The sequence below is a fragment of the Deinococcus yavapaiensis KR-236 genome (assembly GCF_003217515.1).
Taxonomy (GTDB): domain Bacteria; phylum Deinococcota; class Deinococci; order Deinococcales; family Deinococcaceae; genus Deinococcus_A; species Deinococcus_A yavapaiensis.
In genome coordinates, this window is sequence record NZ_QJSX01000001.1 from 14,999 (window position 1) to 37,979 (window position 22,981).

The following is a 22,981-nucleotide window of genomic DNA, read 5'->3' on the forward strand; positions in this document are numbered from 1 at the left end:
TCACCTTTAGCATGCCGTGGTGACTGTGCCTCTCCGCGTTCTGACGCTGCCCATCCTGCTCGCCTCCACCTTGGCCGCCGCTCAATTGCCGCCACAAGCGGTGGCGAACGCTGCCGTCGAGGTGAGCGGGGCGATCGGCGGTCGCATCGTCGACTGCCCGAAAACCCTCAACGTGTCCAGCAGCGCCGTTTGTCTCGTCGCCAAAGGAACCTTGGACACCACGAAACCCAAGATCAAGGCGAAGCTCGCCAACCGGGTCGTGGAGGACTGGGCCTCGCGGCCCGGCTCTACGAGCGCCAACTTGCTGTTCCGCACGGGAGACGCGATCACCTACGTCCTCGTCGCTTCCGCCGGCAAGGACGCTGTGGTCGCCGTGATCGACGCACCGGCGGCCAAGGCCGCCGCCACGCCCGTCGTCTACGCCAGCGCGCAAAGCCTCAAGGGAGTCTTGACCGTCACGCCGAGTACGAACGCCGTGACGCTCGCCCGGACGGGCCAAAGCCTCGCGTTGACGGTCGGGGCGACGAGCGCGCGGCTCAACGGCGGCGCCGTCACGCTCGCGAGCGCGCCTTACGCGCAAGGCGGGAACGTGTTCGTGCCCGTCACGGCCCTGCGGTCGTTGCAGTGCACCGTGGCGACGGGCGCCAAGAACGAAGCGACGGTTACCTGCGGCGACAAGAGCGCCAAGGTCGCCACCGTGACCCGCTGAACTCGCGTCTATACTGCGCGGCGTGACGAAACTTCGCACGCCGCGCTTTTTCGGCTACTATCCCGGCACCGTCGCCCTCGTGACGGCGCGGCACCAAGACGACCGCAACGTGATGAGCGCGGGTTGGCACACCGCCTTGTCGGTCGACCCGCCGTTGTACGGCGTCCTGATCGGACGCGAGCGCGCCACCCACCCTCTCGTGACGGCGTCGGGGCGCTTCGGCGTGAACTTTCTGAACGCCTCGCACGCCCGCGTGGTGCAAGGCGCGGGCGTGCTGAGCCTCGCGGACGGCGCCGACAAGTTCGAGACGTTCGGCCTTCGAGAGGACGCGGACGAGACGTTGGTACTGGAGGCCGCGTACCTCACGTTCGTGTGCGACGTGGCGGACATCGTCACGACGGGCGACCACGACTTGTTCGTGGGTCGGGTGCGCGACGTCGTGTACGATCCACGCGCGTACGACGAGCAGTTTTTGTTGCGCGACGAGGCGCCCGTGTACCTCGGTCGGGGAACGTACGTGAAGCTCGACACACGCGCCGAGCGCGTAACCTTCGCGCCAGAGTCGTTCGTGAAGGTGACGGAACGCTAGACTGGCCGTCATGCGCCTTTCGATCCTTCTCGCCACGCTCGCCCTCGGTTCGGCGAGCGCCGCGCCCCTCAAGGTTCCGTTCTGGCATTCCATGGAGAGCGTCGCGAACCTCGTGAAGTCGTACGCCGACGACTTCAACAAGTCCCAAGACGAGTTCGAAATCGTGCCAGTCGTGGCCGGGAATTACCGCGAGGCGCTCGCGAAGCTCGACGCGGCCTTCAAGACGAAGTCGGAGCCCGTGCTGTTCCAGGCGGAGCTCACGGATTTCCCCAAGCTCGCCGCCGACGGTCGCCTCGCCGTTCTCGACCGCTTCGAGCGAACGCTGCCCGACGACCTCGTGAAGGATTTCTACCCGGCCGTGTGGAATTACGGCGAGCTCGGCGGCAAGCGCTACGGTCTGCCGTGGAACGTGTCGCTTCCCGCGCTGTACTTCAACGCGTCGAGCCTCTCGCGGGCGGGCGTGAATCCGCCCAAGACCTACGCGGAACTCGAAACGGTCGCGGCGAAACTCAGCGGACGCGGACGGCGCTCGCTGCTGAGCGTGGCCGATGCCTGGACGTTCGAAAGCATGGTCGCCGCGCGCGGCGGCAGCGTCGTCGCGAACGGCGCTCCGAACTTCACGTCGCCCGAAGTCGTGGACGCCCTCGAAAGCCTCGCGAGAATGGTCTCGAATGGCTCGGCGGTGGGGCGCAGCCTTTCGGAAGCGCCGCGCGCCGCGTTCGACTTCGTGCGCGGCGCGAACAACATGGCCCTCGCGAGCGTCGCCAATTGGCCCGATTTCCAAAAGCTCGCGCTGCTCTTTCCGCTCGGCGCGGCTCCCTTACCGTGCGCCAAGACGTGTGCCGTCGCGATCGGCGGCGCGCAACTCGTCGTTTTGAACTCGGCGTCCGAGCGCGAGCAGCAAGGCGCGGTGGCCTTCTGGCGCTTTCTGATGGACCGCGAGCGCTTGCGCGGCTGGGTGGAGCAGACCTTCTACGTTCCGCCGAGGAAAAGCGTGATGGGGCTCCTCAAGCCGTTTTTGAGCGCCAATCCGTACCGCTCGGCGGTCTTCGGCCAGCTTGACGACGCGGTCGCGCGTCCGAAGGTGGCGGGCTACGCGGCGTGGCGGGCCTTTCTGGAGGAAGCGATCGAACGAACGATCAAGAACGGCGTGCCCGCACGCACCGCCTTGCAGGACGCACAACGCAAAGCGCTCGCCGAGCGGTGACACACGGCGCGTCACCCCGAATCGCTCGGATCGGCGGTCATGACGCCCTTCGTCCCGGCCCGTGTCCGACACGGCGCTTCCGACAAGCTCGTCATTGAAAGCGCCTCGTCGACGGGGCCGAGCACGCGAACCACGCCGGTTCTTCGATCAGAACAGACGACGGAAGAAGTCGCCGAGACGTTCGAACACGCTCGGCGGCTCGCGGTTGGCCGTGAGGTACGCCTCGGCGACACGCCACATTCGAGGCGTGGACGTGTGCCACAAGTCGTCGTAGATCAACAGGACGTCACGGCGTCGCAAATTCGGCAGCGTGCCCGACGAGCGCTCGCCGTCGCAGCGGCGCCACGCTTGCGGTGGAAGCGCGGCGGGCGTGCCGTCCTTCTTCTGGCGCACTTGCGCGACGTCGCGCCCCGCCGCCGTGCGAGCGTCGCGCACTTGACAGCTTTGCGCGAGGGGAATCAGCGGGTCTTGCGCGGCGGCGACGGTGAGCAGCGACGCTCGCACGCGGCCCACGACGTTCAACGGTCGGCGCGCCTCGTACGCGCCCGGCACCTCGCTCGGCGATCCGCCGAAGATCGCCGTTCGGGCGGACACCGCGTCGGGACGGGTGCGTTTCAGAAGGTCGAGTTGCTGCGCGAAGTCCGTCGGGGTGACGAAGGTCACGACGGCGGTCGCGTTCGGATCGCGCGCCGCCGCCTTCAGCGCGACGCATCCGCCGAGGGACACGCCGAGGTACGACACGCGCCGAACGTCCGTGTCGTACTTCTCTCGGGCGACCCGTGCGAGGGCGAGCACGTCATCGACTTCGCCGAGGCACAGCTCGGGGTGTCCCTCGCTGCCGTTTTGCCCACGCAAGCCGCTCTGAGCGACGACCCAACCGAGGCGCGCGAAGCGAGTACAGTTCGCGACGTCGTACTTCGTGTCCAGCCCGCCGTGCACGAAGTTCAGCAGCGGCCTCTTGGCGCGGCCGTCGGGACGGCACACGAGGGCGTTGACGTCGAGGGTTCCGACGCGGTACGAGAAGCGGTCGAGCAAGACCGCCGGAGCGCCGAGCGCCGGTTGACTCAACAGCGCGCTCAGCGCGAGGAGACGCTTTAGGTGCACGCTCCGCCGCTCACTTTCCGACGCAGAAGTTCGCGAAGACCGCGTCGAGCACGTCCTCGGACACGTCGCGTCCTGTCAATTCGGCGAGGGCGCGCAAGGCCGCCTCCAACTCCCACGCGGCGAGATCGTCGGGAAGGTCGCGCGCGGCCCGCACGGACTCCAGGGCGCGGCGAGCCGCGTCCGTCTGGCGTTCGTTCGAAAGCCACACTTCGCTGCGCGCCGCGTCGCCCAGCAATTTGGCGCGAATCGCCTCGCGAAGCTCAGGAAGCCCTTCACCGCTGAACACGGAGACGCTCAGGGTGTCGTCGTCACTCCACGCGGGCGTCAAGTCGGCTTTCGTCCGTACTCGCAGGGTGCGGTCCGCCGGAGGATCGAAGCCGAGGGCCTCGCGGGGCGCGCTTCCGTCCTCCAAGGCGAGCACGAGGTCGGCGTCGGCGGCGAGGTCGAGAGCGCGACGCACGCCCGCTGCCTCGATCTCGTCGGGCGTGTCGCGCAAACCGGCCGTGTCCACCAGGGTGATCGGCACGCCGGCGAGTTCCAAGGTCGCCTCCAGGTAATCGCGGGTCGTGCCGGGAATCGGCGTGACGATGGACCGCTCGTAACCCAACAGGGCGTTGAGCAAGCTGGACTTGCCTGCGTTCGGCTTGCCGAGCAGGGCGAGCCGCGCGCCTTTCGTCGCGACGCGGCCCGCGTCGGCGGTGCTCAGCAAGGCGAGCAGTTCGCGCTCGACGTCGCCGAGGGGCTCGTCACGCTCCTCGGGCGGCACGCCCTCCTCGGGGTAGTCGAGGAAGGCGGTGAGGCCCGCCAGAACTCGCGTGATGCGCGTCGAGATCGCGTCGACGCGCTTGGCGAGCGCTCCGGCGAGACCGAGGGCGGCTTGGCGGCGCGACGTGTCCGTGGCGGCGTGCACGAGGCCGAGGACGGATTCGGCTTGCGCGAGGTCCATGCGCCCGCCGAGGTAGGCGCGCAACGTGAATTCGCCGGGCCGTGCGAGGCGCGCGCCGAGCTCCACCGCGCGGCCCAGCAGTCGTCGCAGCACGGCGGGCGAGCCGTGGCATTGAAGTTCCACGACGTCCTCGCCCGTGTACGATTTCGGCGCGCGGAACACGAGGGCGAGTCCCTCGTCGATCGTCTCCTCTGCGCCGTCCACGAAGCGGCCGAAGAGAAATCGGCCGCCCTTGGTGGCGCTCGGCCGTCCTCGTCCTTGAAAGAGGCCGTCGGCGACGTCGAGTGCGCGCGCCCCCGAGAGGCGCACGACGCCGATGCCGCCCGCTCCCGGAGCGGTACTGATCGCGACGATGGTATCGGTGAGGCCGAGGCGGTACGTCATCGGGACGCAGGATACGGCACGCCGCGCTAAGCGAACGCGAGCGGCGTCACGGCCAGGGAAAGGGCCGGGGAGCGCCAGCGCGAGCGTTTCTGGCCGCCGGGCTTCAGGTGCCGCTGGCGGGCGCTTCGTGAACGAACGCGGCCGAGTCGTAGTACGTGCGGAACTTCTTGACCTTGCCGCCTTCCACTTCGATCACGCTGATTCCCTTGTATTCGATGGGCTTGCCGCTTTTGAGGTGGCCGCGCGCCACCCACTCCATCGTTCCGGTTCGCTCGTCGTCGCTTTGATGAAAGAATTCGCTGCGGATGTCTTGAAAGACGTCGAGGTAGCGGCGCCAGAAGTCGCGCGCGCCTTCGAGGCCGTGCAAGGGACCCACCGAGAGGTTTTCGGTGGAAGAGTCCTCGGCGTAGAGTGCGACGAGCGGCGAGGGATCGTTGCTGGTTTCGGCTTCTTGCAGGGCCCGCATGAACGCGGCCGTCACTTCGCTCGGCATGCGCACAGCTTACCCGGGCTGCCTCGAACCGTTCGGGGCTCGCTTCTTGCGCGAATCTTGAGGCTGCGAAGGTGAGCTTCAGACGGGCACGATGTCGACGTCGCTCGTGAAGAGTTGGAAGTGCGCCTCGGCGGCGTGCGCGGTGTCGCACGGTGGCGCGACGTCCACCCACTCGCCGGTGATGAGCTGGGCTTGCGGTACCCACGCTGCGAGGCCTTGCTTCTTGACGCGCAGTTGCACGACGAGGTCGACGTTGAGAAGTTGGTGGCGGCCGATGCGGCGAAAGTCAGCCATGGCAGTTCCTCTATGGAGTCCGCGCCGCGTCAGTCGGCGGCGAGGGAATGCAAGGCGGCGAACTCGGCGGCGGGCTTGGCCGAGTGCAGCTCGCAGGTGTGCGCGCTGCTGGGCGGATGGTACGACCAGGAAGTCCCGGAAAGGCGAAGGGCGTTGCGCGGTTCGATGCACGTCGGTTCGCCTTCGTCGAACCGGAAGTGGCGACATGAGAGGCATTCGTAGCGTTTCATGATGGTTGTTTCATAAAAGCATAACCGAACGAAGGGTATTCTTTCAAGGTTCTCAGAAACTCGCGGCACGGTGCCGTGCGGTCCTCCTCACAATTTCGTGCTCGTCATGTTCCAGCAAGGCAAGCTCGCGCCAAGCCTCGAAGCGTGCCAGCGCCCACGCGGCGGCCTCGCGCACCTCCCACGCGGGATCGCGGACGGCGAGGTCGAGCAGCGGGCGTCCCTGCTCGGCGCGCGTGTTGCCGATCACCACGCAGGCGTTTCGCGCCATCCCCTTGCGGCGAGGGCGCGAGAAGGCCGTGCCCGCATAGAGCTTGTCGAACTGGCGGCTCGTGAGCGTGAAAAACGGGGTGAGGTCAGGGTGCGCGAGGTTCGGATCGGGACGCAAGGTCTGTGCGAGCGGCCCCGCCTTGCGCGACCACGGGCAAACCTCCAAGCACCCGTCGCAGCCGAACAGCCACGATCCCACGCCTTCGCGCAACGCGTGCGGAATCGGCCCGCGGTGCTCGATGGTGAGGTACGAGACGCAGCGGCGAGCGTCGATCGCGCGGTCGGAACCGATGGCGGCCGTGGGGCAGGCCAACACACACCGAGCGCAGCGTCCACAACGATCCGGGTGCGCCTCGTCGACCGACGGTGTCGGCAAGTCGGTCAGCAAGACGGCGAGCGTGGTGAACGCGCCGAGCGACGTCGAGACGAGCATGCCGCTTTTGCCTCGCCAACCGAGAAAAGCCCGCCCCGCCAAGAGGCGCTCCATCACGGGCGCATGATCGACGGTGCCGCGCGCCGTGATGCCGAGCCGCGCGGCCTCCGCCTCCAGCGCGCTCAAGAGCGGTTGGAGTTGTTCGTGATAGTCGGGCGTCCACGCGTAGCGAGCGACGTTGCCGAGCCGCACGCCACCGGGCGGCGCCGTGACATCCTCAAAGGCGTGCGAAATCCCGAGGGCGAGCACGCCCGCCGCGTTCGGAAGCGTCGACGAGAGGTCGGCGCGGCGCGGCAGTTGACGCTCGAGGTACTCCATCCCGGCGTGACGAGACGCCCGCAACCACGACGCGTACTCGTCCACCGCGCTTCGCGGCACGTCGGCCGTCGTCCATCCCGCCACGTCGAAGCCGAGGCTCAAGGCGAACTCTTGGAGATGTAACGCGGCGTCCACGACCCGCCATTGTCGCAGGTACGACGAGAAGGCGTCTGAAGGCCTTGTAAGGACTTTGTGAGGAAAGGCTCGATAAGCTCGAAGCGTTCGAGGCGTCGCCTCCTTCTCGTCTTCTCGGCCGCCCTTCGCTTTCCCCTGCCCTCCAGGAGCCTTCCCTTGAAACTGCCCGATCTCCTCAAGCACATGGTCCAGATGCGCGCTTCCGACTTGCACTTTCGCGCGGGCTCACCTCCCCTCGCCCGCGTCGACGGCGAACTGCGCCGTTTCGGAGAGAATCTTCTCAGCGCCTCGACGGCGCTGGCCATCGCCAAGCAGATGATGAGCGACGAGCAGTGGACGTTGTTCGAGCGCAGCAACGAGGCGGACTTCGCCTACAGCCTCTCGGGTATCGCGCGTTTTCGCGTGAACGCCTTTCGGCAACGCGGCTCGGTCGCCGTCGTGATGCGCGTCGTCTCCGATCACATCCCCTCCATGGGAGAGCTCGGTCTGCCCGTGCCGGTCTTGCAAGAGTGGTCGAACCACGAGCGCGGCCTGATCCTCGTGACGGGCCCCACGGGCAGCGGCAAGACGACGACGCTCGCCTCGCTCATCGATTACATCAACGGTATGCACGCGCACAACATCATCACCATCGAGGATCCCATCGAGGTGCTGTACCAAAACAAGAAGAGCGTCGTGGCCCAGCGCGAGATCGGCAGCGACACCGCCGACTTCCGCGTCGCCCTGCGCGCCGCCATGCGCCAAGATCCCGACGTGATCCTCATCGGCGAGATGCGCGACAAGGAGACGGTGGAAGCCGCCCTGTCGGCCGCGCAGACGGGCCACCTCGTGCTGAGCACGCTGCACACGCTCGACTCGGTGCGCACGGTCAACCGCGTCATCGACTTCTTCGCGCCGCACGAGCGCCCACAAATTCGCTTGATGCTCGCCGAGGCGCTCGTCGGTATTCACAGCCAGCGACTGCTGAGCCGCAAGGACGGCGGGCGGGTCTTGGCGTCCGAAGTGCTCGTCGCCACCCCCCTCGTGAAGGACTACATCAAGGACGAGGACAAGACGCTGCTGTTGAAGGAAGTCTTGATGGAAGACAACGTGCGCGGCATGCGCACGTTCGATCAGCACCTCGCCGAGTTGTACGAAGACAAAGTCATCACGCTGGAGGAAGCCTTGTCCGCCGCGACGTCCCCGGCGGAAGTGCGGCTCATGCTCACTCGACGCGGCGTGGCGCTCGGAACGTGAACCTCTTCGTCGAAGTCCTACTGCTCGTCCTCGCAACGCTCGGGGTGCTGTCGTGGCTCGCCGACCGAGCCACGTACAGCAGTGCCGCGCACAGCAGCACGCGGCGAGCCTTGGCATTGACGAGGGCTCGCCGCGTCGGAACAGTGGTCGCCGCGGCGCAGACGTTGCTGCTGTTCGGCCTCACGACGCCTCAGCTCAACTGCGGCAGCTCCACGCCCGAACGTGTCCTCGTCGTCGTGGCCGTCGCGCTTTCCGCGCTCGGCGCGGGGTGGTTCGTGCGCCGCCCCTCGGGCGCCGCCGCCCTCGTGCTGTGGCAAGCGTACGCGGTCACCGTTCTCGTCGGCAGCGTCGTCGTCGCGGGCACGACGCTCGCCGTCACGCCGTGCGGTTGAGCGACGCGCTCGCCGCCTCGTCGAGCAGCCACAGCGGAGCGTCCACGTCCTCCACGGGGTAGATGCGCTTGCCTTCGTACACTTCGCGCAGTACGCCCGCCTTGCTCGCGCCCGCGACGAGCAAAACCTTCTCGCGCGCCGAGTTGATTTCACCGAAGGTGAAGGTGAGGCGCCAAACACCCAGCTTCCCGACGAAATTCGCGGTCGTCCGCCCGCCCGCCGTGAGGGCCGTCGTGCCGGGAAAGAGGCTCGCCGTGTGGCCGTCGTCGCCCATCCCGAGGAAGACGAGATCGAGCCGCTCGGGCAGCACGTCCTCGTAGCGCCTCGCGGCCTCTTCGGGCTCGCGTTCGCCTTCCATTCGGTGCACTTGTGCGTCGGGGATGGGCACGTGCTCGAGAAGTTCGTCGTGCGCGAGCTTGAAATTCGAGTCGTTCGAGTCGGGCGGCACGCAACGCTCGTCGGAGAAGTACACGTGAACGCGCTCCCAATCGACTTGGCGCGCTCGCAACGCCTCGTACATGAACTTCGGGGTGCTGCCACCCGACAAGGCGACGTGGAAGGCGCCGCGCTCGCCAATCGCTTCGCTCGCCGCCCGCTCGAACACGTCCGCGCCGCCGATGCCGACGTCGGCTGGCGAAGTGAAGACGCGCGTCCTCACGGCAGCCTCCGCGCGAAGTCGAGCGCCGAGACGAAGTTCTCGTTTTGTTCGGGTTGCGCCATCACGAACGCGAGCCCTTCGCCGATGCTGAGCGCAGGAAGGTACAGTTCCGCCTCACGGCGCACCGAACCGTAGACGCTCGTCGACCGCACGAGGTTGCCTTGATCGGACGTCAGTTGAAATTCGGCGCCATCGCCCGACAAACGCACGAAGCTGAGATCCCCGTTTTCCCGGCTCGACGCCGGGTCCGCCTCGATGACGACACCCTCCGCGTCGCGCCAGCCGAGCTTCGTGGCCGCCCAGCCCGCGTACAGACGCGCGGGCAAGTCGTTGTCGCCCGCGTAACGCAAGGTGAGCTGACGCAAGGCGGGCAGCGCCGCCGCCGCTTCGTGCGGATCGAACAGTTGCGCGAGCGCCTCGCGCCAACCCGACGTTCGGGCCCAGCCGAGATCGGTGAGGCTGCAGTGCGGTCCGAGCGGTCCGAGGTCGAGGCTCAGCGCGTTCGCGATAATTTGATCGGCGAGTTCGGCGAGCTCGGCGAGCAGGGCGCCGCCGGGCCGCTCGGTCGTCGCCCACCACACGTGGTTCACGGTCGCGGGGCGCAGCAGCGGCAAGATGGCGCCTTGCAGTTGCTCCTCGTTCGCGTCCAGCACGAGGCGCTCCACGTATCCGCCTTTTTGCGGCACGAGGCTCACGGTGACGTCCACCGTTTCGTCACCGTCCATCACGCCGATGATCTGCCGTCCCGCGTAGCGCCCCCCGAGCGTCGCGAGGGCTTCCTCGACGCGAGGCAGCGACCGTGATCGGGTGAGGGCCACGATGTTGCCCGTGTAAGCGCGCGACTCCACGTGCGTTTCGTCCCACAAGCTCTCCAGGGCGTTCGTCGCGCCGCGCACGTCGGTCTTCACGGGCCCGAGGGGTTGCAGGTTGCCGGGCATTACAAGTGCCTCCAACGTCGATCCGGACCGAGCAGTTCGTCGGCCGCGTCCGGTCCCCACGTGCCCGCCGCGTAGTTCGGCAAGTTCGCGTCGGGCTGCGACCACGCCTCGAGAATGCCGGAGACGAGTTCCCAAGCTTGCTGCACCTCGTCTTCACGCGGAAAGAGCGTGGCGTCGCCGATCATCGCGTCGAGCAGCAGGCGCGAGTACGGACTCTCGAGTTCCGCGCCGAACGCATCGTAACGGAAGTCCATCACGACTTCGCGCAAGATGTTCTCCTGACCAGGCGTCTTCGACGAGAACTTCAAGCTCACGCCCTCGTCGGGCTGAATGCGGAACGCGAGGACGTTGCGTTCCGTGCCGCCCGGAAAGAGGCCGAGCGGAGGGCGTTTGAAGACCACGGCGATCTCCGTGACCTTCTTCGGCAGCCGCTTTCCGCTTCTCAAGAAGAACGGCACGCCGCTCCACCGCCAATTGTCGACTTCGAGTTTCACGGCGACGAAGGTCGGCGTGCTGGAGTCGGGCGCGACCTTCTCCTCCTCGCGGTAGCCTTTGGCGCGCTCGCCGTACAAGGTGCCGGGGCCGTACTGGCCGCGCACGGCGACTTGCGAGACGCGTTCGACCGGAATGGGCCGCGTCGAGCGCAGCACCTTGACCTTCTCGTCGCGAATCGCGTTCGCGTCGAACGCGACGGGCGTTTCCATCGCGACGAGCGTGAACAGCTGCATGAGGTGGTTTTGCAGCATGTCGCGTACCACGCCCGCTTCCTCGTAGTAACCGCCGCGCCCTTCCATGCCGAGATCCTCGGCCGCCGTGATCTGCACGTGCTCCACGTAGCTGCGGTTCCAGATCGGCTCGAAGATGAGGTTGCCGAAACGAATCGCGAGGACGTTCTGCACCGTCTCCTTGCCGAGGTAGTGGTCGATTCGGTAGATCTGGTGCTCTTTCCAGACGTCGTGCAACGCGTCGTTGAGGGCCACGGCGGACGCGAGGTCGCGCCCGAAAGGCTTCTCGACGATGAGGCGACGCCACCCGTCGCTTTCCGACGCGAGGCCCGCGTCGCCGAGTCTTTGCGAAATCACCTCGAACAAGCTCGGCGGCGTGCTGAGGTAGAACAAGGCGTTGTCGCCCGCGCCGCGCGCCTCTTGGATTTCTCGCAGCTTCGCCCCGATCGCGTCGTAGGTGCCCGTCTCGCCGAACTCTCCGCCGACGTAGTGCGCGACGGCCGCGAACTTCTCGAGGTTGTTGCCCTCGATCTCGTCGGTCTCCTTGCTCGTCGTGAGGCTTTGACGCACGAGGGTCCGGAACTCTTCCTCGCTCATCGGGTTGCGCCCGACGCCGAGGACGCTGAACCCCGCTCCGAGTTGACCGTCTTGCCACAAGCCGAACACGGCGGGCAGGAGTTTACGCTTCGTGAGGTCTCCGGTCGCGCCGAAGATGACGAGGGTGCACGGCTCCGGGGCGCGCTTGCGGCGCATCCCGCTTCGTAAAGGATTGGCGAGCGTCTGCGTCATTGCTTCTCTCCCTTGAGGCCCGCCGGAGTGGACGCCTCGCCAGGAGTCGCGAGCGGATCGACTTCCGGCACGTGCCCTTCCACCTTCGGCTGCTGAATCGTCTTGACGGCGTGACCGCCGAACGCGCGGCGCATGGCCGACAACATCTTGCCCGCGTAGCTTACGGGTTGCTGCGTGTAGAACCGCGTTTGCACCGACGCGGCGATGACCGGTACGGGCACGCCGAGTTCGACGGCGTCCTGCACGGTCCAGCGTCCCTCGCCCGAGTCCGCCACGTAATCGCTGAGCTCGTCGAGCGCGGGATTGCCGAGCAAGGCGTCCGCCGTGAGGTCGAGCAACCACGAGCGGATGACGCTGCCCGTACGCCAGATGTCGGCGACTTGCGACACGTCGCCGACGAGTTCGTGGCGGGCGCGCATCAATTCGAAGCCTTCGGCGAGGGCTTGCATCATGCCGTACTCGATGCCGTTGTGAACCATCTTCGTGTAGTGGCCCGCTCCGCTGGGACCGACGTGGCCCCATCCTTTGCTCGGAGCGGGCGCGAGCGCCTCGAAGATCGGTCGAAGCGATTCCACGACCTGGGTGTCGCCGCCGACCATCATGCAGTACCCTTCCGTGAGCCCCCAAATGCCGCCCGACGTGCCGACGTCCACGAAGTTCAGGCCCTTGTCCTTGAGCATTTCGGCGCGGCGCTGCGAATCCGTCCACTTGGAGTTTCCGCCGTCGATGATGATGTCTCCCGGCGAGAGGCGGTCGACGAGCAACTGGATGGTGCTCTCGGTCGGAGCTCCGGCGGGAACCATGATCCACACGGCGCGCGGCGCCGCCAAGTTCGAGATCAGCGCGTCGAGGTCGAGGGCGGGAATGGCCCCCATGTCCTGCACGCTCTTGACGTTGGCGGGCGTGAGGTCGTACGCGACGACTTCCTGTCCGCCGCGCAACAGACGAGCCGTCATGTTGCCGCCCATCTTGCCGAGTCCGATCATGCCGATTCTCATAGAGGGCAGTGTACGCCCGCGAGGTCACGCCGCAGTAGAGCCAAGGCGCTCAAGGAGCGTTTAGAAACGCGAAGACACGAGGCGTCACACCCGCGAGGGTCGCGCCGCCGAACGTCCGCTTCGCCGCGAACGCCGAGGTCGGCGTGACCGTTCCTCCCGATCGGACGATCACGCGACTTACCAGAGGAACAAGCCGCGCTTCAATCCGCGGCGATCCGCTCCTCCGCACGCTCGGCGGGCATGACGCGCTTGGGCAGTTGGCGCGGTAGAGAGCGCCAGCAAGCCAGCACGACGAGCGCTCCGAGTCCGGCGAGCAAGGCGAGGCCGAGCTTCGGGCCGAAGGGACCGCGCGAGGAGATGATCCACCCGGAAATGAGCGCGCCCGGAGGTGCCATGCCGACGAGGACGAAGGTGTACAAGCTCATGACGCGTCCGCGAAGCTCGTCGGGAATGCTGAGTTGCACGGTCGAGTTCGCCGAAATCAGCACGGCGAGCATGGAAAAGCCGCACGCGGCGAGCAGCGGCGCTCCGAGAAGCGGCGACGGCGTCAAGGACAGCAGGACCGACGACGCGAGCAGCAAGAGCGCTCCGTAACGCAAATTGCGCAGCGGATTGGGCGCGGCCGCCTGCAGCAACGCGCCGATCATCGCCCCCGCGCCGAAGGTGGCGTTCAGCAAACCGAAGCCGGCGTCCTTGAGGTCGTACACGACTCGGGCGTAGTAGGGAATGATGATCTGGAAGTTGATGATCGTGAGGCTCAGGCCGCCGACGTACAGCATGATCGCGAGGACGGACTTGTTGCGCCGTACGTACTTGAGGCCTTCGAGGGTGTCGGCGACGAGGTTGCCGTGCTTCGAGGCGTCGCCGCGCGCGATGCTCGGCAAGCCCATCTGCAGCACGATCGCGACGACGAAGGCCACCGCGTTGAGGTAGAAGGGAAACGCCAGGCGCGACGTGTCATCGGAGCGACCGCCCGCTACGAGGTACACGCCGAGCGGCACGACGACGCCGAACAGCGCTTGGCCGAGCGTGCGCGAGACGTTGAACGACAAGGAGTTCAAAGCGACGGCGTTGGCGAGACTGCTTCTGGGAACGAAGTCTGCGACCATGCTTTGACGCGTGGGCATGTTGAACGCGTTGGCGGTCCCCGCCACGAGCGCCACGAGCAGCAGCAAGGGCAGCGTGACGGTATCGGTGTGGATGAGCGCGCCGAGCGCCAAGGCGCACGCGAGCAGCACGAGTTGCGTGATCTGGAGGACGCGCAACTTCGAAAAGCGGTCGATGATCGCGCCCGCGAACAGCGAGAAGGCGAGGCTCGGCGCGAATTGGGCGACGTTCACGAGGCTCAACGCGCCCGCGTCGTTGTTGGTGAGCTCCAGCACGAGGTAAGCCTGAGCCGTTCCCTGCATCCACCCGCCGACGAGCGAAAGCAGTTGCGAGTACCAGTAGCGTCGAAACGTCGGGATGGTCAGAGCTTGGAAGGTGCGTGCGCGCCAAGCGGTGAAGCGAGAGGCAGAGGTGGCGGCCATGCGGCTCAGCATACGCTCGCACGTGAGGAGTCGAAGGCGCGGGATTTTTCACTGTGAGAACTTGCTCAGGTTGTGTTACACTCCGCTCAACGTTCGATTCACATTGGAGGCTCCAGTGCGCCGCGCTGCCCTACTGCTGGTTTTGTTGTCCAATTCCGCCTTGTTTTCTGCTGCGACCGCGAGTCGAGTCGAATACCGCGTCGTCGCCGGAGACACCGCCTACTCGCTTGCTCGACGCTTCGGCGTCACCGTGGACGCGCTTCTCGCGCAAAACGGCCTCAAGGCGCCCGACCTCAAGGTGGGCCAGACGCTGCTGGTCGAGTCTTCCGAATCGGCCTCCACGACTCCGCCGCCCACGGCACCTTCCCCGACCCCCCTCGCCCCACCTCCCGCTTCGGCGCCCACCCCCTCCGCGCCCGCTTCGCCCGCCGCGACGACCGATCCCTACACGGTCGCGGCGGGCGACACTTTGTTCAGCCTCGCGCGCGCACGCGGGCTGAAAGTCGAGGATGTGATGAGGTTCAACAACCTCACGTCGCCCGACTTGCAAGTCGGTCAGGTGTTGCAGTTCACGCCGGGCGCGGCGCCCTCGCCGACAGGGTCGCCAGCCCCCGAGTCGTCCTCCGCGCCGACGGTTTCGTCGGCCACCCCGGCACCCGCGCCCTCGGCACCGAGCGCCGCGCGCGCCTTGAACGTCGTGGACAACGCGATGAAGTTCCTCGGCGTGCCGTACGTGTACGGCGGGACCACGCCGCGCGGCCTCGATTGCTCGGGACTCGTGCTGCAGGTCATGACGCCGCTCGGCGTGAGCTTGCCGCGCACGAGCGCAGCGATGTTCCGCTCGGGAGAAAAAGTAGACCGTGACGAGATCGAAACGGGTGACCTCGTCTTCTTCGACACCGAGGGCGCGGGGCAAGTGACGCACGTCGGAATCGCCATCGACGCCGACACGTTCGTGCACGCCAACTCGTACAACGGCAAGGTGACGGTCGACAAGTTGGCGGAGAAGTATTACGCCACGCGCTTTTTGGGAGCGCGCCGTGTCCTGCTGCCCGTCATCGCCGCCGGCCACTGACGTTCAGACTTGTGAATCGACGCGTATCTCCTGACCGCTCGGCAGCAGGTACGCGCGCAGCGTGCCCGTCCGCAAATCCGCGATAAGGTACGGCACATCCCACGCGGCGAGGCGGCGGTCCTCGTCGCTGGGTTGAGGCGGTCCGTGCGGATGAGAATGGTAGATTCCGACGAGTTCGAGAGCTTCGGCCCGCATCGCCCGCAACGCCCGCAGCAATTCGAGGTCGTGCGCGCGGTACGCGCGCTCGGGGTGAGGCGAGACGTTCGTGAGGGGATACAGCGACGTCACGAGCCGTCCTCGGCCGCCGAGCAAACCTACGCACTCACGCGGCGCCTCGCCGCTCGCGTGTTCCCACAAGCGTGAGCGCAAGGCGAGCGGAAGCGTCAGCCAGGACACGCTCTCATGTATACCGCGCTTCTCATGCGTCACCGTCGGCGTTTTCGCTTTTCCGCAATGAGACGAAGCTGAGCTACACTACACACATGGCTCAGCGGAGCGCGAAACGTCCCCCTTCCACAAAACGCGCGAGTCCTTCCGCCAAGAAGAAGAAAGGGCCCGCCATTCCCGTCAGCCGTTTCGACGGCGAGGCGTTCGGGCTCGTGCTGGTCGCCCTCGGCGTCTTTCTCGGCGTGACGGTCGCGTTGCCTCCCACGGGCGAAGGCTTCATGGCGAGCGCCTCGAACTTCCTCACGTTATGGGCCGGTCCGGGCGCCTACCTGCTTCCGATCCCTCCACTGTGTTACGGAGCCCTCGTCTTTCTCGGACGCGATCTCGCCAACCTCACGCGCCGCATCCTCGGCGGTGTGCTCGTCTCGCTGTCGGCGCTGTGCTTGTACGATTTGTTCGCCCCCGGTGAAGCAGGCCGACTCGCCGCGCTCCTCACCGGACCGATGTTCTCGGCCGTCGGGTACGTGGCGGGCCTCGTGCCGCTCCTCGCTCTCACGCTCGGCGTGGAGGTGTTCTTCACGCTCGCGCCGTTCACGATCGTCAAGGCGTTCGTGCGGGCCCTCAGCCTCGGCACGCTCGGCGCGGTCGGCTTCTCGCGGGACCTCGTCGAGGCGCAGCAAGGATCGCGCGGACGCGTCAAGCTGCGCTCGGCCCTGCGCGGAGAATTGATGGCGCACGAACGCGAGCTCGCCGCGCTCGACGCGCTCTTTCCCGACTCGAAAGAGCTGCGGGCGTGGCGCAAGGACACCCGAGCGGCTCTGCGCGACTTGCACAAGATCGACGAGGAGGCGCTCGAAGCGCGCCGCGAGGACCTTCAGTTGTGGCGTGAAGTCACCCGCGACTTCACGTCACGCAGCGCCCGCGATCTCGCGGCGGCGATCGAAGCGGAAGGCAGCGACCTCGCCGTCAGCATCGAGGAAATCGCGCACGACGTGCGCAAGGGACGTCACGTCTTGGCGGGCGAGCTCGCCGCCACCCACGTTTGCGCCACCCTCGAGCGCGTCCGCAAAGGACTCACCGTGGATCTCGTGCGGCTCGCCACGAAGGCCGCGAACTTGGAGCGCGACCGTGCGCGCGCCAAGAAGGCGCTCGAAGCGGTCGACGCGGCGATTCTCGCACGAGAAGTGCCGAAGCAAGTCGAGCGCGCCAAGGAGTGGGCGGAGTTCGCCAAGCGCGCCGCCGCGTGGACCGAGCAGGCCGCTTTTTACGACGGCTGGCCCGAACTCGCTTCGCGCTTCGACACCGCGCCCGCCGACCTCGGCAACGAGATGGCGGCGGCTCTCGCGAGCGATCCGGAGACGACGCTGCGCGAGCGTGAAGCGTGGCGAGCGAAACTCGACGCGGCCATCGCGACGCGCGCGGCCTTCGACTCGGCGGCGCCCGTGAGCGTCTCGGCCCTGCCCGAACCGACCGACCTTCTCATCAACCTCGACTTCGGCGTGACGAAGGCCAAGACGCCCGACGTGGTCGCGGCGCCGCCCGAACCTGAAGAAACGGCCGAACTCGTCGAGGACGAGCAAGGCGAGACCGTCGACGAGCGCGAAGAGGCGCTCGAACCGGTCGAGGTGGGGCAACGCGTCGTCCTCACGCCCGCCCCCCTCAAGCCGAGCGCCAAGAGCGACACGCCTCCCTGGGAAGACGCGCCGGAAACGGAGTCGGCCAAAGGCGCGGGCGTCGCTACCGTCGGCGCGATCGACCTGTCACGGCCGGACGTCGCCCTGCTCGACCCGTTGCCGAAAGCGGCGGCGAACCTCGCCGCGCTCGACGCGATGGCGCGCGGACGCGCGGAGCTTATCAACGAGACGCTCGCGCACTTCGGACTCAGCGCCAAGGTCGTCGACTTCGCGCGCGGCCCCACCGTGACGCGCTACGAAATCGAGCCCGCGCCGGGCGAGAAGATCAGCCGCATCGCCAGCCTCGCCAACGATCTCGCGCGCGCGCTCGCCGTGGGCGGCGTGCGCGTCGAAGCGCCCGTGCCGGGCAAGAGCGTCATCGGCCTCGAAGTGCCGAACGCCGAGCGCGAGCCCGTCACCTTCCACACTGTCATGGCGACGTCGACGTGGAAGAACACGCGCGCCAAGCTTCCGATCGTACTCGGCAAGAGCATCGACGGCGAGATGATGATCGGCGACCTCGCGAAGATGCCGCACCTCTTGATCGCGGGCTCGACGGGTTCGGGCAAGTCGGTGTGCGTCAACACCCTAATCACGAGCTTGCTCTTTCGTTACCTGCCGACCGAACTGCGCTTTTTGATGGTCGACCCCAAGATGGTGGAGCTCACGCCGTACGACGGCATTCCACATCTCGTGCGCGGCGTCGTCACGAATCCGGCGGACGCGGCGGGCGTGCTGCTCGGAGCGGTCGCCCACATGGAGCGTCGCTACAAGATGATGAGCGTCGTCGGCGCGAAGAACTTGGAGCAGTTCAACGCAAAGATGCGCCTCGTCGGCGAGCCGGAACTGCCGCACCTCGTCATCATCATCGACGAGCTCGCCGACCTCATGATCACGTCGCCGAAGGAAGTCGAAAGCGCGATCATGCGTCTCGCGCAAATGGCGCGTGCGACGGGCATGCACCTCGTGCTTGCCACGCAACGTCCGTCGGTGGACATCTTGACGTCGCTCATCAAGGTGAACGTGCCCGCCCGAATCGCCTTCGCCGTCTCGAGCAGCCACGATTCCCGTACGATTCTCGATTCGGTGGGCGCCGAGCGTCTCACGGGCATGGGCGACATGCTGTTCTACCAACCGGGCCTCGTGAAGCCGCAACGTCTGCAAGGTCCCTACATCTCCGAGAACGAGACGGTCCGTATCACCGAGTTCTTGCGCCGCCAAGTCTTCGAGGACGCCTTCGGTGAAGCGTACGGCGCCGACTTCGACGGCCTCGTGTCGAGCGACGTCTCGCCAACCAGCACGAAGGACATGGACTTCAGCGATCCGTTCTTGCGGCAGGCGGCCGAGATCTGCATCGAGGAAGGGCAAGGCAGCGTATCGCGTCTGCAGCGTCGCTTGAGCGTCGGGCACGCCCGCGCGGGCAAGCTCATGGACATGCTCGAAGCGATGGGCATCGTGAGCAAGCACCAGGGAAGCAAGCCGCGCGACGTCCTCATCTCACGCGACGACTTGCCCGAGTACTTCGGCCGCTGACGGCGAGCTCGACGACACAGCGATTTTTTGCGCCTGCACGCGATTCCGTAGCCATTGCTGCAGAGTCGGCGCGGGCGCGCGACTACGGTGATTCCACTCCCCGTCTCGACGTCGACTTGCATGAAGGTTCTCATAAGGCGAGGGAAATGAATTCGAGGGAAAGCGTGTTTGGACGCCTTGCTCTCATGAGTTAAGATTCGAGCCGAAAGGAAGTGAGAAATGAATAAGCGTGTGCTTCTCGCACTGACGTCAGCCCTCGCGCTTGGTTCCGTCGCCTCCGCTTTCGGGGGTGGAGGTGGCGGCGCGCAGCCCACGACGCGTCCCGCCACGACGACGGCCGCGTGCCAAAACGTCGTGAACATCCTCGCGTCGAACCAGAACTTCTCGACGCTGGCGGGAGCCGCCCAAGCGGCGGGACTCATCGACACCTTGCGAAACGCCAGTGGAGTGACGATCTTCGCGCCCACGAACGCCGCCTTCGCCAAAATCCCCGCCGACGCGCTCGCGGCCCTCACGAAGGACACGGCGAGCCTCGGCAACGTGTTGCGCTTCCACATCGTCCCGAGCCGCCTCAACGCACGTGACGTCTCGACGATCGACTCGGCGGGCACGCTGGCGGGATTCACGCTCGCGGTTTCCACGGTGAACGGCAACGTCTTCGTGAACGACGCGCGCGTCACGCAAACGAACATCGTGGCGTGCAACGACGTGATCGTCCACGTCATCGACACGGTGCTGCTGCCTCCGAACGTGACGCTCGCCGTGCCGGAAGTGCCGGTGGAGAACGTGACGCAAGAGCAAGCGACCACGCCGCCGCCGCCCGAGCCTCCCACGGCGAACACGCAGGAAACCGCGCAAGGGCAAGACACCACGCAAGGGCAAGCGTCGAACGCCAGCGATTCCTCGCTCGCGCCCGCCATCAGCGTCACGGCCATTCCAGCCCTACCCTTGAACGCGCCGCAAAGCACGACGGGCGGCACCACCGACACGACCGCGGCGACGTCCACGACGACCACCACGGCGGCGTCCACGAACAACGTCACGAGCGTCGTCGGGCAAACGGCGGACCTCTCGACCTTCGCGGCGGCCCTCAAGGCGGCGAACCTCGAGAAGGCCTTCGGCGCCGAAGGCACCTACACGGTGTTCGCTCCGACGAACGAAGCGTTCGCGAAGATTCCCGCCGCGCAATTGCAAGCGATCATCGACAATCCCGACGTGCTCTTCCAAATCTTGTCGTACCACGTCGCGGGCAACCAGATCGCTCAAGGGGACCTCGCGGCGACCACCAGCTACGAGCCGCTCGTCGGTGAGCCGGTCCAACTCATGGGCGGCAACATGGTCGGCAACGCGAACATCGTCGGCGAGCCGATCGTGACGGACAACGGCATCATCTACCGCATCGACACCGTGCTGCTGCCGCCCGGCCTGGAACTTCCCGCGCCTGCCGCCGCCGCTACGACCACGACCGCCGCCGCCGCGACGACGACGTCCAGCACTACCACGGCGACGACCACGACCGCGACCACGACGACCACGGCGCAAGCGACCACCACGCCCACCATCGCCCAGATCGTGGCGACCGATCCGCGCTTCTCGACGTTGCTGGCCGCCGTGCAAGCCGCGGGGCTCGTCGAAACGCTCAACTCGGGCGAGTTCACCGTGTTCGCTCCGACGAACGACGCCTTCGCGAAGATTCCGGCCGCGCAACTGCAAGCGGTTCTCGCCAACCCTGACCAACTGCGCCGCCTCCTGACTTTCCACGTCGTCGCGGGTCGGATGCCCGCCGCCGACATCGCGAGTCAGACCGTGCTCACGTCCGTCGCCGGACCGACCCTCACAGTCGCCGTCGACAACGCGATGGTGAAGATCGGCGGCGCGACCGTCACGCAAGCCGACGTCGCCGCGAGCAACGGCGTCATCCACGTGATCGACACCGTTCTCATGCCCCCGGGCAACTGAGCGAAGCGATCTTCTCGGCCCCCTCCCCCCTCGTCCGCGCGGACGAGGGGGTTTTTGTCGTTCAGACCAGTGACGTCAGCTCGAAGGTGGGAAGGACGTCGCGTTCGAATTCACGCCACGACGTCCAATCGCGCGGGCGTTCCGAGCGTTCCGTCCACTCCCAAAAGCGCGCGTAGATGGGGTACGCGACGCGCAGTTCCTCGCGAAACAGAAGCGCGCTGAGGTTGCCGCCCTGCAACAAGCCGCTCGTCTCATAACGACGCAGGATGACCGAGACGTCGTACGAAACGAAGCGAACCTCGGGCTGCCATCCGTCGTTCGTCAAGGTCAGCACCAGGTACTGGGCGCGGACGTCACGATTGAAGGGCGCCCCGACGGCGCCCGTGTTCACGGCGAGCTTGCCGTCCACGCGCGTCTCGAAAGGCAAATGCGTGTGAGAACCGACGAGGACGTCGGCGCCCGTCGCCTCGAAGATGGCGCGAAGTCGCCCTTCGGTCATGCGCCGACCGATGCCTTCACGGTAATGGTCGGGGGTTCCGTGCGAGATCGTGACGCTCGGCGCCCCGTCGATGGCAACGCTCGCCGTCATGGGCCAAGAGGCGAAGACGTCCAAGAGGCCCGCCGCGTGCAGTTGTGACGCGCACCACGTGAACGAATCGAAGAATGCCTCGTGAAACCAGCTTGGCGGAATTTCGGGTCGGCGATTCCACCACAAGCGCATGAGATCGTCGTGGTTGCCGAGGGTGAACTCGACGTCGAGCGCCAAGAGGGCTTCGAGGACTTCCACGCCGTCCGGGCCGCGGTTCACGACGTCTCCGTTCACGATCACGCGGTCGACGCCGAGCCGAGCCATGTCGGCGAGCACCGCCTGAAGCGCGGGCATGTTGCCGTGAATGTCGGCGAGAATCGCGAGGCGCACACAGGAATTCTAGTACGTCGCGCGAGGGCCGCGTATCGACGTGACAACGCGGTACGCCTTCCGAACGCGTCCCGCGCCGCCCTGTAGCATACGGGCATGATCGATTCCTTCGTCGGCCACACGCCCCTCGTGCAACTTTCACGCGTCGTCACGCCCGACATGGCGGACGTCTTCGTGAAGCACGAAGGCCTCAATCCGGGCGGCAGCATCAAGGACCGCACGGCCCTCGGCCTCATCTCCGACGCGGAAGAGCGCGGCCTGCTCAAGCCTGGAGGGCACATCGTCGAACCGACGAGCGGCAACACCGGCATCGGCCTCGCGCAAGTCGCGGCGGCGCGCGGTTACAAGCTCACCCTCACGATGCCCGCGCAGATGAGCGAGGAGCGCAAGCGGACGTTGCGCGCGTACGGCGCCGAGCTGATTCTCACGGACCCCGCGCGTCGCATGGCCGCCGCGATCGAGGAAGCGCAGCGAATCGCCGAGGAGACGGGCGCGGTGATGCTCAATCAATTCGGCAATCCCGCCAATCCCGCCGCCCACGAGCGCACGACGGGCCCCGAGATTTGGCAGCAGATGGAGGGCCGCGTGGACGCCTTCGTGTTCGGAAGCGGCACGGGCGGGACGATCAGCGGCGTGGGACGGTACCTCAAGCGCATGAATCCCGACATGAAGGTCGTGTGCGTGGAGCCCGCGCGCAGCAACGTCATCTCCGGTGGAGAGCGCGGCGAGCACGGCTTTCAAGGCATGGGGCCGGGATTCGTGCCCGACAACCTCGACCGCTCGGTCATCGACGACCTCATCGTCGTGTGGGAAGAAGACGCCTTCCCCCTCGCGCGGCGCCTCGCGCGCGAGGAAGGCATCTTCATGGGCATGTCGAGCGGCGCGATGGTGTGGTCGGCGCTGGAAGTCGCGCGCCGTCTCGGGCCCGGCAAGCGAGTCGTGACGATCGCGTGCGACACGGGCGCCCGCTACCTCTCCACCGCGTTGTTCGCCGATGGAAACGACACCCCGGCGGGCTACTTGCCGTACAGCCGCGAGAAGATCGAGACGCCGGCGTGAAG

22 protein-coding genes are annotated in these 22,981 nt (G+C 66.8%); 9 read left to right on the plus strand and 13 right to left on the minus strand.

Going from position 1 to position 22,981, the window contains the following annotated elements; translation table 11 throughout:
• Positions 1-19 precede the first annotated feature (19 nt).
• From DES52_RS00100 to DES52_RS00110, 3 genes are read left to right on the plus strand one after another with little or no spacing between them, the layout of a single operon-like run.
• Entirely contained in the window at positions 20-709 is a 690-nt protein-coding gene (locus DES52_RS00100) for a stalk domain-containing protein (RefSeq protein WP_170130823.1), read from the plus strand.
• A gap of 22 nt (positions 710-731) precedes the next feature.
• Positions 732-1,298 (plus strand): flavin reductase family protein, encoded by a 567-nt coding sequence (locus tag DES52_RS00105; RefSeq protein ID WP_110884746.1) that lies wholly within the window; start codon positions 732-734, stop codon positions 1,296-1,298.
• A 10-nt stretch (positions 1,299-1,308) separates the two neighbouring features.
• Positions 1,309-2,505: an ABC transporter substrate-binding protein gene (locus DES52_RS00110; RefSeq protein WP_110884747.1), complete on the plus strand. Its 1,197-nt coding sequence runs from the start codon at positions 1,309-1,311 to the stop codon at positions 2,503-2,505.
• A 147-nt stretch (positions 2,506-2,652) separates the two neighbouring features.
• On the opposite strand, the gene DES52_RS00115 is transcribed toward DES52_RS00110, so the two are convergent.
• The 6 genes from DES52_RS00115 to queG form a co-directional block, all read right to left on the minus strand.
• Complete coding sequence (locus DES52_RS00115) at positions 2,653-3,609, minus strand: alpha/beta hydrolase family protein (protein ID WP_110884748.1); 957 nt, start codon at positions 3,607-3,609, stop codon at positions 2,653-2,655.
• A 10-nt stretch (positions 3,610-3,619) separates the two neighbouring features.
• Entirely contained in the window at positions 3,620-4,939 is a 1,320-nt protein-coding gene (gene mnmE / locus DES52_RS00120; RefSeq protein WP_110884749.1) for a tRNA uridine-5-carboxymethylaminomethyl(34) synthesis GTPase MnmE, read from the minus strand.
• Between the two features lie 103 nt (positions 4,940-5,042).
• Complete coding sequence (locus DES52_RS00125; RefSeq protein ID WP_110884750.1) at positions 5,043-5,432, minus strand: nuclear transport factor 2 family protein; 390 nt, start codon at positions 5,430-5,432, stop codon at positions 5,043-5,045.
• A 78-nt stretch (positions 5,433-5,510) separates the two neighbouring features.
• Positions 5,511-5,726, minus strand: a complete 216-nt coding sequence (locus DES52_RS00130) for a hypothetical protein (RefSeq protein ID WP_110884751.1) — start codon at positions 5,724-5,726, stop codon at positions 5,511-5,513.
• A gap of 29 nt (positions 5,727-5,755) precedes the next feature.
• A complete protein-coding gene (locus tag DES52_RS00135) occupies positions 5,756-5,956 on the minus strand; it encodes a hypothetical protein (protein ID WP_110884752.1) in 201 nt (66 codons plus the stop codon).
• A gap of 52 nt (positions 5,957-6,008) precedes the next feature.
• A complete protein-coding gene (gene queG / locus DES52_RS00140; RefSeq protein ID WP_110884753.1) occupies positions 6,009-7,109 on the minus strand; it encodes a tRNA epoxyqueuosine(34) reductase QueG in 1,101 nt (366 codons plus the stop codon).
• 156 nt (positions 7,110-7,265) lie between these two features.
• Between queG and DES52_RS00145 the strand changes: the two genes are divergently transcribed.
• Both DES52_RS00145 and DES52_RS00150 read left to right on the plus strand, forming a co-directional pair.
• Positions 7,266-8,345, plus strand: a complete 1,080-nt coding sequence (locus DES52_RS00145) for a type IV pilus twitching motility protein PilT (protein ID WP_110885145.1) — start codon at positions 7,266-7,268, stop codon at positions 8,343-8,345.
• Entirely contained in the window at positions 8,342-8,737 is a 396-nt protein-coding gene (locus DES52_RS00150; RefSeq protein ID WP_110884754.1) for a hypothetical protein, read from the plus strand. Before DES52_RS00145 ends, DES52_RS00150 begins: the two co-directional genes overlap by 4 nt.
• On the opposite strand, the gene pgl is transcribed toward DES52_RS00150, so the two are convergent.
• The 5 genes from pgl to DES52_RS00175 all read right to left on the minus strand — a co-directional run bounded on the left by pgl (position 8,721) and on the right by DES52_RS00175 (position 14,374).
• Positions 8,721-9,395 (minus strand): 6-phosphogluconolactonase, encoded by a 675-nt coding sequence (gene pgl / locus DES52_RS00155; protein WP_110884755.1) that lies wholly within the window; start codon positions 9,393-9,395, stop codon positions 8,721-8,723. The genes DES52_RS00150 and pgl overlap by 17 nt on opposite strands.
• On the minus strand, positions 9,392-10,333 hold the full coding sequence (locus DES52_RS00160; RefSeq protein WP_110884756.1) for a glucose-6-phosphate dehydrogenase assembly protein OpcA: 942 nt from the start codon (positions 10,331-10,333) through the stop codon (positions 9,392-9,394). Before DES52_RS00160 ends, pgl begins: the two co-directional genes overlap by 4 nt.
• A complete protein-coding gene (gene zwf, locus DES52_RS00165; RefSeq protein WP_110884757.1) occupies positions 10,333-11,847 on the minus strand; it encodes a glucose-6-phosphate dehydrogenase in 1,515 nt (504 codons plus the stop codon). The genes DES52_RS00160 and zwf overlap by 1 nt, the downstream gene beginning before the upstream one ends.
• On the minus strand, positions 11,844-12,854 hold the full coding sequence (gene gnd / locus DES52_RS00170; RefSeq protein ID WP_342767066.1) for a phosphogluconate dehydrogenase (NAD(+)-dependent, decarboxylating): 1,011 nt from the start codon (positions 12,852-12,854) through the stop codon (positions 11,844-11,846). Before gnd ends, zwf begins: the two co-directional genes overlap by 4 nt.
• 191 nt (positions 12,855-13,045) lie before the next feature.
• A complete protein-coding gene (locus DES52_RS00175; protein ID WP_110884759.1) occupies positions 13,046-14,374 on the minus strand; it encodes an MFS transporter in 1,329 nt (442 codons plus the stop codon).
• 115 nt (positions 14,375-14,489) lie between these two features.
• Between DES52_RS00175 and DES52_RS00180 the strand changes: the two genes are divergently transcribed.
• Positions 14,490-15,449: a C40 family peptidase gene (locus DES52_RS00180; RefSeq protein ID WP_245900523.1), complete on the plus strand. Its 960-nt coding sequence runs from the start codon at positions 14,490-14,492 to the stop codon at positions 15,447-15,449.
• A 3-nt stretch (positions 15,450-15,452) separates the two neighbouring features.
• On the opposite strand, the gene DES52_RS00185 is transcribed toward DES52_RS00180, so the two are convergent.
• A complete protein-coding gene (locus DES52_RS00185) occupies positions 15,453-15,845 on the minus strand; it encodes a M67 family metallopeptidase (RefSeq protein ID WP_245900525.1) in 393 nt (130 codons plus the stop codon).
• A gap of 86 nt (positions 15,846-15,931) precedes the next feature.
• Between DES52_RS00185 and DES52_RS00190 the strand changes: the two genes are divergently transcribed.
• Both DES52_RS00190 and DES52_RS22460 read left to right on the plus strand, forming a co-directional pair.
• Positions 15,932-19,042: a DNA translocase FtsK gene (locus DES52_RS00190; RefSeq protein WP_110884761.1), complete on the plus strand. Its 3,111-nt coding sequence runs from the start codon at positions 15,932-15,934 to the stop codon at positions 19,040-19,042.
• 219 nt (positions 19,043-19,261) lie between these two features.
• The gene (locus tag DES52_RS22460; RefSeq protein WP_146237153.1) at positions 19,262-21,001 is read left to right on the plus strand and encodes a fasciclin domain-containing protein; all 1,740 of its coding nucleotides are present in this window, start codon (positions 19,262-19,264) and stop codon (positions 20,999-21,001) included.
• A gap of 61 nt (positions 21,002-21,062) precedes the next feature.
• Here DES52_RS22460 and DES52_RS00210 read toward each other — a convergent pair whose 3' ends face one another.
• The gene (locus DES52_RS00210; RefSeq protein ID WP_110884762.1) at positions 21,063-21,920 is read right to left on the minus strand and encodes a metallophosphoesterase family protein; all 858 of its coding nucleotides are present in this window, start codon (positions 21,918-21,920) and stop codon (positions 21,063-21,065) included.
• 96 nt (positions 21,921-22,016) lie between these two features.
• Here DES52_RS00210 and cysK point away from each other — a divergent pair, with 96 nt between their 5' ends.
• Complete coding sequence (gene cysK, locus DES52_RS00215) at positions 22,017-22,979, plus strand: cysteine synthase A (RefSeq protein WP_110884763.1); 963 nt, start codon at positions 22,017-22,019, stop codon at positions 22,977-22,979.
• Positions 22,980-22,981 lie beyond the last annotated feature (2 nt).